13 protein-coding genes are annotated in these 12,327 nt (G+C 60.9%); 10 read left to right on the top strand and 3 right to left on the bottom strand.

The genetic code is table 11. The annotated features are described in order from the left end of the window. Window positions 1-54: 54 nt before the first annotated feature. Complete coding sequence (gene phaP, locus AAHE99_RS21000; RefSeq protein WP_342119310.1) at window positions 55-609, bottom strand: TIGR01841 family phasin; 555 nt, start codon at window positions 607-609, stop codon at window positions 55-57. Between the two features lie 230 nt (window positions 610-839). Here phaP and AAHE99_RS20995 point away from each other — a divergent pair, with 230 nt between their 5' ends. From AAHE99_RS20995 to AAHE99_RS20985, 3 genes are all read left to right on the top strand, one after another. Further along, the gene (locus AAHE99_RS20995) at window positions 840-1,709 is read left to right on the top strand and encodes a DMT family transporter (protein WP_342119309.1); all 870 of its coding nucleotides are present in this window, start codon (window positions 840-842) and stop codon (window positions 1,707-1,709) included. Continuing rightward, on the top strand, window positions 1,706-2,401 hold the full coding sequence (locus AAHE99_RS20990) for a nitroreductase (protein ID WP_342119308.1): 696 nt from the start codon (window positions 1,706-1,708) through the stop codon (window positions 2,399-2,401). The genes AAHE99_RS20995 and AAHE99_RS20990 overlap by 4 nt, the downstream gene beginning before the upstream one ends. 154 nt (window positions 2,402-2,555) lie before the next feature. Then, complete coding sequence (locus AAHE99_RS20985; RefSeq protein ID WP_342119307.1) at window positions 2,556-3,605, top strand: serine hydrolase; 1,050 nt, start codon at window positions 2,556-2,558, stop codon at window positions 3,603-3,605. Here AAHE99_RS20985 and AAHE99_RS20980 read toward each other — a convergent pair. Then, a complete protein-coding gene (locus AAHE99_RS20980) occupies window positions 3,590-4,372 on the bottom strand; it encodes an IclR family transcriptional regulator (RefSeq protein ID WP_342119306.1) in 783 nt (260 codons plus the stop codon). The genes AAHE99_RS20985 and AAHE99_RS20980 overlap by 16 nt on opposite strands. Window positions 4,373-4,459: 87 nt before the next feature. On the opposite strand from AAHE99_RS20980, the gene AAHE99_RS20975 reads away from it, so the two are divergent. The 3 genes from AAHE99_RS20975 (at window position 4,460) to AAHE99_RS20965 (ending at window position 6,581) form a co-directional block, all read left to right on the top strand. After that, window positions 4,460-4,843, top strand: a complete 384-nt coding sequence (locus AAHE99_RS20975) for a diacylglycerol kinase (RefSeq protein WP_342119305.1) — start codon at window positions 4,460-4,462, stop codon at window positions 4,841-4,843. Between the two features lie 93 nt (window positions 4,844-4,936). After that, a complete protein-coding gene (locus AAHE99_RS20970; protein ID WP_342119304.1) occupies window positions 4,937-5,950 on the top strand; it encodes a sulfate ABC transporter substrate-binding protein in 1,014 nt (337 codons plus the stop codon). Between the two features lie 10 nt (window positions 5,951-5,960). Next, the gene (locus tag AAHE99_RS20965) at window positions 5,961-6,581 is read left to right on the top strand and encodes an RBBP9/YdeN family alpha/beta hydrolase (protein ID WP_342119303.1); all 621 of its coding nucleotides are present in this window, start codon (window positions 5,961-5,963) and stop codon (window positions 6,579-6,581) included. 52 nt (window positions 6,582-6,633) lie between these two features. Here AAHE99_RS20965 and AAHE99_RS20960 read toward each other — a convergent pair whose 3' ends face one another. After that, window positions 6,634-6,960: a hypothetical protein gene (locus AAHE99_RS20960; protein WP_342119302.1), complete on the bottom strand. Its 327-nt coding sequence runs from the start codon at window positions 6,958-6,960 to the stop codon at window positions 6,634-6,636. Between the two features lie 214 nt (window positions 6,961-7,174). On the opposite strand from AAHE99_RS20960, the gene AAHE99_RS20955 reads away from it, so the two are divergent. The 4 genes from AAHE99_RS20955 to cysW all read left to right on the top strand — a co-directional run bounded on the left by AAHE99_RS20955 (window position 7,175) and on the right by cysW (window position 12,327). Next, on the top strand, window positions 7,175-9,592 hold the full coding sequence (locus AAHE99_RS20955) for a TonB-dependent receptor plug domain-containing protein (protein ID WP_342119301.1): 2,418 nt from the start codon (window positions 7,175-7,177) through the stop codon (window positions 9,590-9,592). Window positions 9,593-9,719: 127 nt separating this feature from the next. Further along, the gene (locus tag AAHE99_RS20950; protein ID WP_342119300.1) at window positions 9,720-10,493 is read left to right on the top strand and encodes a sulfite exporter TauE/SafE family protein; all 774 of its coding nucleotides are present in this window, start codon (window positions 9,720-9,722) and stop codon (window positions 10,491-10,493) included. A gap of 86 nt (window positions 10,494-10,579) precedes the next feature. Beyond that, on the top strand, window positions 10,580-11,458 hold the full coding sequence (gene cysT, locus AAHE99_RS20945; protein ID WP_342119299.1) for a sulfate ABC transporter permease subunit CysT: 879 nt from the start codon (window positions 10,580-10,582) through the stop codon (window positions 11,456-11,458). After that, window positions 11,455-12,327, top strand: coding sequence for a sulfate ABC transporter permease subunit CysW (gene cysW / locus AAHE99_RS20940; protein ID WP_342119298.1), 873 nt, complete (start codon window positions 11,455-11,457; stop codon window positions 12,325-12,327). The genes cysT and cysW overlap by 4 nt, the downstream gene beginning before the upstream one ends.

Genomic DNA, 12,327 nt, shown 5'->3' with positions numbered 1-12,327 from the left:
TACAGCGTTGCTTCATCGCAGCCGGCCGCTGGGGCCGCTGCGGGTATTTCTTGATTACTGCTTCTTCGCGGTGGTAGCTGCGGCGGTGAACTGGTTCACAGCTGCGTTTACGTTGGCTTCGAAGGTTTCAGCAGCAGCCTTGGCGCTCTTGGTGAACTGCTCGTAACCGGCGTTGGCGTTGTTCAGGGCGGACTTGAACAGGGCAACGGCGCTTTCGCTACCGGCTGGGGCGTTCTTGCTCACTTCGTCAACCAGGGAGATCACCTTGCGGTTGGTCTCGGCGATCTGCGACTCAGCGGCCTTGCTGAACTCAGCGCTGGCGCCGGAAGCGATCGATGCCAGGTGACGGCCGTAAGCGATAGCTTTTTCGGCGGCTGGCTGGGCCTGGGCAGCGCTCAGGGTGAAGAACTCTTGCGGGTCCTTGGCAGCCAGCAGCTGCTTGGTGGCGACCGACGATTCTTCCAGCGAAGCCTTGGCTGCGGTGATGTTCAGGTCGACAAACTTCTCAACGCCTTCAAATGCCTTGTTGGTCAGCGAAGAAAACAGTGCAAACTGGCTTTCGAAGTTTGCCTTGGTGGCATTGGAAAACTGCTCAGGAATCGCAAACATTGGACTCTCCAAAATTAAATTAGTCGTTGAAACTTGCTGCTTCTACAACGGAAAACAACGTATTGTGCAACGCAACAAAGGTGATTATCCGGGTTCGGGAATCAAAGTCAAGAATTTTTTGTGCATTGCACAAAGGTATCAACTCCTTGCCACTACAGGCTTTCTGGCCCGAAAGGCGGAAAATATTGCTGCCCAGCAGGGGTTGTTCACCCAATGCTAGAATCTCAGGGATGCGCTCCCTCTTTTCCCCGATTCCGCTGTTCTTTGTATTCCTGTGGAGTACGGGCTTTATCGTCGCCCGCTACGGCTTGCCATATGCGCCGCCACTGACTTTCCTGCTGCTGCGCTTCCTCGGTGTGCTGGCGATTCTCGGGCCGGCGGTCGTGCTGCTGCGCGCGCCCTGGCCGAAAGGGAAGGTGGGTCATGTCGCCATCGCCGGATTGCTGCTGCAAGCCGGCTATCTGAGCGGTGTCTGGTGCGCCATCAAACTCGGCATGCCGGCCGGCCTGTCGGCCCTGATCGTCGGCATGCAGCCGATCCTGACGGCCCTGGCCGCGCCCCTGATCGGCGAGCGCGTGCGTCCGCGCCAATGGATCGGCCTGGCATTCGGACTGGGCGGTGTCGCTCTGGTGGTTTATGCGAAGATCCTGGTTGGCCTCAGTTGGCAGGCAATTGCGCTGGCCGTGTTCGCGCTGCTGTCGATCACCGCCGGTACCCTGTACCAGAAGCACTTCTGCCCGCAGTTCGACCTGCGCACCGGCACGGTGATCCAGTTCGCCGCGTCGATGGCGGTCGTGTTGCCGCTGGCCTGGGCGCTGGAAGACATGGGCTCGGTCCAGTGGACGCCGCAATTCCTGGGTGCATGGGCCTGGTCCGTGCTCGCCTTGTCCATCGGTGCGATCTTCCTCCTCTTTAAGTTGATCCGTCGCAGCGATGCGACCCAGGTCACCAGCTTGCTGTACCTGACGCCGCCGACCACGGCCCTCATGGCCTGGGCCATGTTCGGTGAAGTGCTCAATTGGATGGGCATCGCCGGTATGGCCTTGGCGGTGATTGGGGTACTATTTGTAGTTAAGCAATCCAAACAATTAAAGCCATGATCCGTACTCCAGACCAGCAAGCCGTCGACACCGCCATTACCTCGCGCCGCTCGATGCGCGCCTTCCTGCCGACCCCGGTGGACCAGGAAGACATTGAGGCCATCCTGGAAGTGGCGGCGCGCGCGCCCTCCGGCACCAATACCCAGCCGTGGAAAGTCTATGTGCTGACCGGCGCCATGAAGGAAGCCTTGTCATCCAAAATCATGGCCGCATATGCCGATCCGGAACAGAACAAGCTCCACACCGAGGAATACGCCTACTACCCGCGCGAATGGGTCTCGCCGTACATTGACCGCCGCCGCAAGGTCGGCTGGGACCTGTACTCCCTGCTGGGCCTGACGCGCGAGAACAAGGCCGGCATGGCAGCCCAGCATGGCCGCAATTTCGCTTTCTTTGATGCGCCGGTGGGCATGATTTTCACCATCGACCGCATCATGGAGCAGGGCTCCTGGCTGGACTATGGGATGTTCCTGCAAAATATTATGGTGGCAGCGCGCGGCCGCGGCCTCGATACCTGCCCGCAGGCGGCATTCACCCAGTACCACCGCATCATCAGTGAGGTGCTGGGCCTGCCGGCCAGCGAAACTGTTGTATGTGGAATGTCGCTTGGATTCGCAGATCGTGGCAAAATTGAAAACACCTTGGTAACTGAGCGCGAGCCTATTGCGAATTTTGTTAAATTTATGGAGTGAACAAGCTTTCGTTGCAGCCCAGCGTCACTATGGGAAATGTGTATTAATGGGCTGAAAACATTGGTGCAGAAAAGATCGATTTTCGCTTGCGCGGGAATCTGATTTTGCTACACTGCAACTAGCGATTCTGCTGCTTCACTCCGGGGAATGACGAATGAACAAACTTGCTATCAGCGTGCTTGTATCCGTGTTTTGCGCAACGGCTTCTATTGGTTCTGCGCAGGCAGCGGTCAAGAAGGCTGGTACCCGCTATGCTGCGCCTGCCGTCAAGCAGCAATACGTGAAGCGCACCATGAAGGTTCGCGGCAAGAACAAGGTCGTTTTCGCGCGCGTCACCAATGCCAATGATATTGGCGGCCGTCCTACCATGGGCGACCTGGCCGGCCTGAACCTGGTCCGGGACCCCCTGGACCTGAAATCCAATGTGGCCCTGGTGCTGGACCAGGCCAATTCCGAAATCCTGTTCGAGAAAAATGCCGGCGTTGCGCTGCCGATCGCCTCGATCACCAAGATGATGACCGGCCTGGTGGTGGTGGAAGCTAACCAGGACCTCGACGAAGTGCTGACCGTGACCGAGGAAGATGTCGACCGCGAAAAATTCAGCTCCTCGCGCCTGAAAGTCGGCGACCGCCTGACCCGCCGCAATATGCTGCATATTGCGCTGATGAGTTCCGAAAACCGCGCCGCCTCGGCGCTGGGCCGCAACTACCCGGGCGGCCTGCCAGCCTTCGTCTCGGCCATGAACGCCAAGGCGCAGCAGCTGGGCATGAACGACACCCATTATGTGGATTCGAGCGGCCTGTCCAAGCTGAACGTGGCCAGCGCGCGCGACCTGGCCAAGCTGGTCCAGGCTGCCTACGAACACCCGATCCTGCGCGAATTCTCGACCGACCCGAAAGCCGTGGTGGAAAACAATGGCCGCCCAGTGACCTTTGGCACCACCAATCGCCTGGTGGCGCCTAATTCGGGTTGGGAAATCGGCCTGCAGAAAACCGGCTTCATCAACGAAGCCGGCCGTTGCCTGATCATGCAAGCCATGGTGGAAGGCCGCGCCGTCATCATGGTGCTGCTGGATGCCAAGGGCAGCGCAGCGCGTGTGGCCGATGCCACCCGCATGAAGAAGTGGCTGACCGCGCTCAAGCCAAGCTTTGGCGACAGCGTCAGCGGCGCCAGCGCTGGCGCCCAGACTTATTCGGGGATGTAACCCAGGGTAGCGGAGATCTGGTTGGCGGTGTTGACCAGGTCTTCCAGCCATTCTTCCTGCAGCCGGTCGGCCGGCGCGGAAATCGACAAGCCTGCCACCAGTTTGCCGGAATCGTCACGGATGCCGGCCGCCATGCAGCGCACACCCAGTTCCAGTTCCTCATTGTCACGCGCATAGCCGCGTGCACGCACCAGGCTCAGCTCGCGCTCCAGGCGCGCCAGGTCGGTAATCGAATTCTTGTTGTGGCCAGCCAGCCCGGTACGGGTAGCGTAGGCGCGGATCGCCTTCGGCTCGTCCACCGACAGGAACAGCTTGCCGGTCGAAGTCAGGTGCAGCGGTCCGCGTGCGCCGATCGCACGCACCACCTGCATGCCCGAGCGTTCCGAGTAGGCGCGGTCGATATATACGATCTCGTCGCCCTGGCGCACCGACAGGTTGATGGTCTGCTGCGTCTTCTTGTGCAGCGCACGCATCGAATCCAGCGCAGCCTCGCGCACCGACAGGCGGCTCTTCACCACATTACCCAGTTCCAGCAGGCGCATGCCCAGGCGGTAGGTACCCGGTTCCACACGGTCGACAAAACGCGTCACGACCAGGTCGTTCAGGATGCGGTGCGCAGTGGAGGGGTGCAGGCCGGACACCTTGGACAGCTCTTTCAGGGGGACCGGATCGGGGTACCTGGCCAGCGCGTCGAGCAGGGCCGTCATGCGGTCGATAACCTGGATGGTCGTCTTCGGTTCCTGTGGGGGCAGGATTTCGCTTTTCATAATATGGTTGGTGCGGTGCGGTATAAGCAGACTTATTTATACCATGATGTGAAAAAAATGGGAATTCTGTCGCTATAATCCGTCACCATGGAACCTGTCAGTGAATTTAAAAGCAAGAGTGGCCTGAAACGCATTTTTTCGGCCTTTTTCTACTCCATGGATGGCCTGAAGACCGCCATCCGGTCCGAACACGCCTTCCGCCAGGAACTGGTGCTGTTTGTGGTGGGCAGCATTGCCGCGCTGCTATTGCCGGTGTCGGCTTTCCAGAAGCTGGTGCTGATCGGCAGCATGGTGATCGTGCTGATCGTGGAACTGGTCAATTCGGCAATTGAGGCCGTGGTCGACCGCGTCTCGCTGGAACGCCACCCTCTGTCCAAGAATGCCAAGGACTTTGGCAGCGCCGCCGTGCTGCTGGCCTGCCTGCTGTCGGGCGCTACCTGGGCGGTCGTCCTGTTCAATCGCTTCTATTAATTACTTTCTGGTATAACGAACGAAGAAAGTATTCGTTCATGTTTATATAGAACACCGGTAATCTGGCGTCTCCAAACACAAAGGGGAATCCAGATGCTGTCCAAGAAACTGATTGCTGCCGCCTTGTTCGCCACCGCCGCTGTGGCGCAGGCTGCCGACGTGAGCTTGCTCAACGTCTCTTACGATCCGACCCGCGAGCTGTACCAGGACGTGAACACCGCCTTCGCCAAGGAGTGGAAGGCCAAGACCGGCGACAACGTCAAGATCAAGCAGTCGCACGGCGGCTCCGGCAAGCAGGCGCGTGCCGTGATCGACGGCCTGGAAGCCGACGTGGTGACCCTGGCCCTGGCCTATGACATTGACGCCATCGCCGAGCGCGGCCTGCTGAGCAAAGATTGGCAGAAGCGCCTGGGCCACAATGCGGCGCCGTACAGCTCCACCATCGTGTTCCTGGTCCGCAAGGGCAACCCGAAAGCCATCAAGGACTGGGGCGACCTGGTCAAGCCGGGCGTGGCGGTGATTACCCCGAATCCTAAAACCTCCGGCGGCGCGCGCTGGAACCACCTGGCCGCCTACGGCTACGCCCTGCGCCAGCCAGGCGGCAGCGACGCCAGCGCCAAGGAATACCTGAAGAAGCTGTACAAGAACGTACCGGTGCTGGATTCCGGCGCACGCGGCGCCACAACCACCTTCGTGGAGCGCGGCATCGGCGACGTGCTGATCGCCTGGGAAAACGAAGCCCTGCTGGCGATCAAGGAGCTGGGCCCGGACAAGGTGGAAATCGTGGCGCCGTCGGTCTCAATCCTGGCCGAACCGCCAATCGCCGTTGTCGACAAGGTGGTGGACAAGCGCGGCACCCGCAAGGTGGCCGAGGCTTACCTGCAATTCCTGTACACCGACCAGGCGCAAGCCATCATCGCCCAGAACTACTACCGCCCGAGCGTAGAGAAGGAAGCGAAGAAGTACGCCGCCCAGTTCCCGAACGTGAAACTGTTCAAGATCACCGACGTTGCCGGCGACTGGACCACCGCCCAGAAGACGCACTTTGCCGACGGCGGCGTGTTCGACCAGATCTACCAGCCTGGCGCCAAACTGGCCGGCCGATGATTGAGCTGTCATGGCGATCCAACATTTGAACGAATTCCGCGTACTGGTGGCCCCCGGCCTGCACAACAGCGGCCCGGAACACTGGCAGTCCCGCTGGCAGCGCCTGTACCCACGCTTCGAGCGTGTGGAGCAAGACCGCTGGAGCGATCCGGTCCTGCGGCGCTGGGCCGACCGGCTGGATGAAGTACTGGACCAGGACCGCCGTCCGACCCTCATCGTTGCACATAGTTTCGGCTGCCTCACCACCGCACTCAGCCTGTCGCGTGCATCCTCCCCCCATGTGGCGGGTGTGCTGCTGGTGGGGCCTGCCGATCCCGATAAATTCAAGGTCAGCGCCTTGCTGCCGCACGGCCAGCTGCCTTGCCCCTCGATCATGGTGGGCAGCACCAACGACCCGTGGATGACGGCGCCGCGCGCCGAAGTGTGGGCGCAGCGCTGGGGCAGCGAGTTTGTGAATGCCGGCGCCCTCGGCCATATCAATGCCGATTCCGGCTTGGGCGACTGGCGCTTCGGCCAGCGCCTGCTGCAAGTGCTGGCGCAGCGCGCCAGCAACGAGCGAGCAGTAGCGCCGCGTGCGCTCCCTCGGGTCGCACGGCGCGTCGCGTCGCAGGCTGGCCTGCTAACGGTTTAGGAAATATGCCAGCCGGGAAGGGGGGATTACGATCACCAGGCCCCCGGAACGGCTAGTGCAGATGTTCTTGCAAGCGCCCTTCGGGGCGCTTTTTTTCTTTCAGCATTTCGCGCAAGGCCGCAATTTCGTTGCGGGCGCTGACGATGCATTGGGGATTGTTCTTGCCGCCTGGCGGGGCAAATTCGACGGCGGCCAGGATGCTGGCCTGGATCGCTTCCAGTTTCTCGAAAGCCGCCAACGGCAGGCCGGCATCTTCGAAATCCGTCATCAGGTGCTTGGCGGTGCAGTACACCGTAGCCTTCTCGAATTTGGTGTAGGCCTGCAGGGCCATTTCGGTCAGGTCGCACAAGCGGTCGGTCAGCAACAGAGCATCAGTCATTACACTTCCTCCCCTTAAATCGCTTGGAGACAATGTAGCACGCTTGCAAACCACTTGCCAGAATAAGCTATTTCCTCACGGAAATTTTGAGAATTACTAAATATTATTCAATTAAACAACAGTAACAGTAAAATAATTGCTTTCGCTCTTGGCCGCTCCAATCGTGCGCGTTAGTATTTTTGCACCCCTGCAACAATTTGATTGGATCACCAGAATGAAGAAAGCAGTACGTTTCAAACGCACCCTCATTGCCAGTGCCATCCTGCTGGCGACCTCCCCGGCTTTCGCACAAACTGCGACCGATGAACAACAAACCGTGGTCGTGCTGGGTTCCCGCTCGACCGCCAAGACCGCGCTCGATACCGCAGCGCCCGTCGGCCTGATCAGCATGAAAGACATGCAGGGCGCCGGCCCGCTGGAGCTGGGCAAGCTGCTGCAGACCCTGGACCCATCGTTCAACTTCTCCACCACCTTCATCAGCGACGGTACCGACATCATCCGTCCTGCCACCCTGCGCTCGCTCGGCCCGGACCAGCTGCTGGTGCTGGTGAACGGCAAGCGCCGCCACCAGCAGGCGCTGGTGAACGTACAGCAAACCATCGGCCGCGGTTCGGCCGGTACCGACATCAACGCGATCCCGCTGTCGGCCATCCACCACATCGAAGTGCTGCGTGACGGCGCCGCCGCCCAGTACGGCTCGGATGCGATTGCCGGTGTGATCAACATCGTGCTGAAGTCCAACGTCAACGAAACTACCGTCAGCGGCCAGGTCGGCACCACCAAGGAAGGCGACGGCGACATGATCTCGGGCAGCGTCAACCACGGTTGGGCGCTGGGCGAGAACGGCGGCTACGTCAACCTGTCGGCCGAATACCGCAAGCGCGACGAAACCAACCGCGCCGGCCCTGACTCGCTGCGCGTAGACCCGCCGCGCGTGACCCAGCGCATCGGCGACAGCGATGCCAAGGACGCATACCTGTGGTGGAATGCCGCTCTGCCAATCGACAAATCGAGCGAGTTCTACGCCTTCGGCGGCTTCTCCAAGCGCAAGGGCGATTCGTCCGGCTTCTTCCGCTCCAAGGGCGATGGCCGCAACGTGCCGTCGGTGTATCCGGAAGGCTTCCTGCCGAACATCCGCACCACCGTGAAAGACGGCTCCTACGCCTTCGGCTACCGCCGCGACCTGGCGAACGACTGGAAGGCCGACCTGAGCATCAACCACGGCATGAGCGAGCTGGACTTCCACGAAGCCCAGACCATCAACATCTCCTACTGGTACGAGCCGAAACCAGGCGGCGGCATCTACGCCCAGTCCCCGTTCTCGGCCGACACCGGCAAGCTGAAGTTCAACCAGACCACCATCAACGCCGACGTCAAGGGCCCGATCAAGTTTGGCGACAAGGAAGTGTTCGTAGCGACCGGCTTCGAATACCGCCAGGATAATTACGAGATCGTCGCGGGCGATCCGGTGTCCTACCAGTACGGCCGCACCAACAACCCGGCGATCGTGATCAAGGACCAGAACGGCGGCGTTGCCGCAGCCGGCACCCAGGGCTTCCCAGGCTACACCCCGGCCACCGCCGTGGACGAAGGCCGCCACAATATCGCCCTGTTCCTGGATACCGAGTACCGCCCATTCCAGGAACTGCTGCTGGCCGGCGCCGTGCGCTACGAAAAGTACTCCGACTTCGGCAGCACCACCACCGGCAAGCTGAGCGCGCGCTGGGATCCGAGCAAGGAAGTGGGCGTGCGCGGCAGCGTATCGACCGGCTTCCGCGCACCGGGCGTGCAGCAGAAGTTCTACAGCTCGGTATCGACCAACCTGAACCAGGCTGGCGAACTGACCGAAACCCTGACCGCACGTGAAGGCAGCGCCGTCACCACCGCGCTCGGCATCAAGCCGCTGAAGGAAGAAACCTCGCGCAACGCCTCGATTGGCCTGGTGCTGCGTCCGGCCAAGAATATGTCGCTGGCAGCGGACGTGTACCAGATCAAGATCAAGGACCGCATCGTGTTCTCCAGCGAGATCGCACCGGAAGCCGGTGGCGGCCCGATCGCCAACGTACTGAATCCGCTGAAGGTCGGCCAGGCGCAGTTCTTCACCAACGCGGTCGACACCACTACCCGCGGCCTGGACATTGTGGCAGACCACACGACCCGCTTCACCGGCTCCACCCTGGTGCTGTCTGGCCAGTTGGGCTTCAACAAGACCGAAGTGACCAAGCGCCACTCTCCATCCAGCCTGCTGACCGGCGAACAGCTGTTCAGCCAGGCCCAGGTAACCCTGATCGAGCGCGGCCAGCCACGCAAGCACCACGTAGTCGCGGCTGACTACACCTTCGGCCAGTGGAACGTGAACACCCGCGCCAACTATTACGGCGAAGTGCAGGGCGAAGGCTTCAGCCCGCTGCAAACCTGGGACGCCAAGTGGCTGGTCGACATGAGCGGCCGCTACAACTTCAGCAAGCGCACCAGCGTCTCGGTCGGCGTCAACAACTTGTTCGACACCTACCCAAGCGAATGGACCAACGGCGGCGCCTTCCCGAAACTGGGCTTCAAGTACTGCTGGGAAACCTGCCCATTCGGCGTGAATGGCCGTTCGATGTACGTGAAGTTCGATACCGTGTTCTAAGCTAACCGGCATTCCCCTACAAAGCGCCCTCCGGGGCGCTTTCTTTTTTGCATAAGCAAATAAGGATTGCGTTGTTTGGATTTCAAGCTCATCCGCATACCCTAGCCAGTCTTGGGAAGGAATGCGCATGGATCTGTCATACATCGTTTCTGGCTTTGTCGTAGGCCTGCTGGTTGGCTTGACCGGCGTGGGCGGTGGTTCGCTCATGACGCCTATCCTGACCCTGATGTTCGGCGTTTCGCCTTCGGTGGCGGTCGGCACCGACCTGGCCTTTGCTTCCATCACCAAGACTGCCGGTACCTTCACCCATCGCTTGCGCGGCACCGTGCGCTGGGACGTGGTGCGCCTGCTGTGCTACGGCGCCTTGCCTGCTGCCTTGCTGGCAACCTTGGGACTTAAACAATTCGGCGCGCTGGACCAGCAAATCGGCCACCTGATCCGCATCTGCATCGCCGGCTCCGTCATGCTGACCGTGCTGGCCATCCTGTTCCGCGGCAAGATGCTGGCCTGGATGCTGGCCCATCCGGAACGCCAGTTGCAGGGCAGGACCCTGGCCGTCGCGACAGTCGTTGCCGGCGCCGTGCTGGGCACCCTGGTCACCATCTCTTCGATTGGCGCGGGTGCTGTGGGCGCCACGCTGCTGGTGCTGATGTATCCCCGCCTGACTCCGGCCGAAGTGGCGGGTACCGATATCGCCTACGCCGTGCCGCTGACCGCCATCGCGGCCGTCGGCCACTGGTGGCTGGGCTCAATCAACTGGATGCTGCTGGCGACGCTGCTGGTCGGCTCCGTCCCTGGCATCACTATCGGCTCCTGGTTTGCGCGTTCCATGCCGGAGCGCTTGCTGCGCGGCGTGCTCGCTACTGTTCTGGTGACGGTGGCCGCCAAGCTAGTGGCATAAGCAAATGAGAAATGGTTAGTTTGGTTTATAACGCATGAATGCCAACATGCGCTCCTAATAGTCGAAATTGTAATAAGGGAGCGAGCATGTCTGCAGTAGCGTTGCCAGCGAATGCGCCGGCAGGGGAGGTCAAGGCACGGAAGGCGCCCTATCGGGTGATGCCGGGCTTTAACCTGTCGCTGGGGTTCACGATCCTGTACCTGACCCTGATCGTCCTGATCCCGCTGTCGGCGATCTTCCTCAAGACCTTCACCATGACCTGGGACGGCTTCTGGGCCGCTGTCACGTCGGAGCGCGTGGTCGCTTCCTATAAGCTGACTTTCGGCGCCTCGTTCATCGGCGCGGTGTTTAACGTCTTCTTCGGCGGCATCGTGGCCTGGGTACTGGTGCGCTATAAATTCCCCGGCAAGCGCATTATCGACGCACTGGTCGATTTGCCATTCGCGCTGCCGACCGCCGTCGCCGGCATTACGCTGACTGCGCTGTATTCTTCCAATGGCTGGTTTGGGCGCTTTATCGAAGGCGTGCTGGGCGTCAAAGTCGCATTTACGCCGCTGGGCGTGGTCGTCGCGCTGACCTTCATCGGCCTGCCATTCGTCGTGCGTACCGTGCAGCCGGTGCTGGAGGACGCTGAACGGGAGCTGGAAGAGGCGGCGGCCAGTCTGGGCGCTTCGGCCTTCCAGACTTTCCGCCGCGTGGTATTTCCGACCATTCTGCCTTCGCTGCTGACCGGCTTTGCGCTGGCGTTTGCGCGCGCTACCGGCGAATTCGGGTCGGTGATTTTCATCGCCGGCAATATGCCGCTGGTGTCCGAGATTACGCCGCTGTTCATCATCACCAAGCTGGAACAATACGACTACGCCGGCGCTACCGCGATTGCGGTCGTGATGCTGGTCGCGTCCTTCATCATGCTGCTGGCGATTAACCTGCTGCAGGCCTGGTCGCGCGGGAGGAATGGCAAATGAGCGGCACACCGGTCCCAATCCGCCGCGGCGAACTGCCGCAACGCCATGACGTGCTGGAGCCGCGCTGGGTGCGCTGGACCCTGATCGCGGTGGCGCTGACCTTCCTGACCCTGTTCCTGTTCGTGCCGCTGGTGGCTGTATTCACCGAAGCGCTGAAGAAGGGTTGGGACGTCTACGCCGAAGCCATCCTGGACGATGACGCGATTTCCGCCATCAAGCTGACGCTGTTGACCGCTGCGATTGCGGTGCCGTTTAACCTGGTGTTCGGTGTGGCAGCTTCCTGGGCCATCACCAAGTTCGAGTTCCGCGGCAAGAGTCTGCTGCTGACGCTGATCGACTTGCCGTTCTCGGTGTCGCCGGTGATCTCGGGCCTGATCTACGTGCTGCTGTTCGGCGCGCAAGGCTGGTTCGGTCCATGGCTGGCGGAGCATGACATCAAGATCCTGTTCGCGGTGCCGGGCATCGTGATCGCCACCGTCTTCATCACCTTCCCGTTCGTGGCGCGTGAACTGATTCCGTTGATGCAGGCGCAGGGCAGTGAGGAAGAGGAAGCGGCGGTGGTGCTGGGCGCCAATGGCTGGCAGACCTTCTTCCGCGTGACGCTGCCGAACATCAAATGGGGCTTGCTGTATGGCGTGATCCTGTGTAACGCCCGTGCCATGGGCGAATTCGGTGCGGTGTCGGTGGTGTCGGGCCATATCCGTGGCGAGACCAACACCATGCCGCTGCAGGTCGAAATCCTCTACAACGAATACAACTTTGCCGCAGCCTTCGCCGTGGCTTCGCTGCTGGCGCTGCTGGCGCTGGTCACCCTGGCGGTGAAAACCTTTATTGAATGGCGTTTGCAAGAGAACGCGCAGGAGCACTGA

The sequence above is a fragment of the Pseudoduganella sp. OTU4001 genome, from assembly GCF_038440195.1.
Classification (GTDB): domain Bacteria; phylum Pseudomonadota; class Gammaproteobacteria; order Burkholderiales; family Burkholderiaceae_D; genus Rugamonas.
This window is presented reverse-complemented; position numbering and strand designations above follow the sequence as displayed.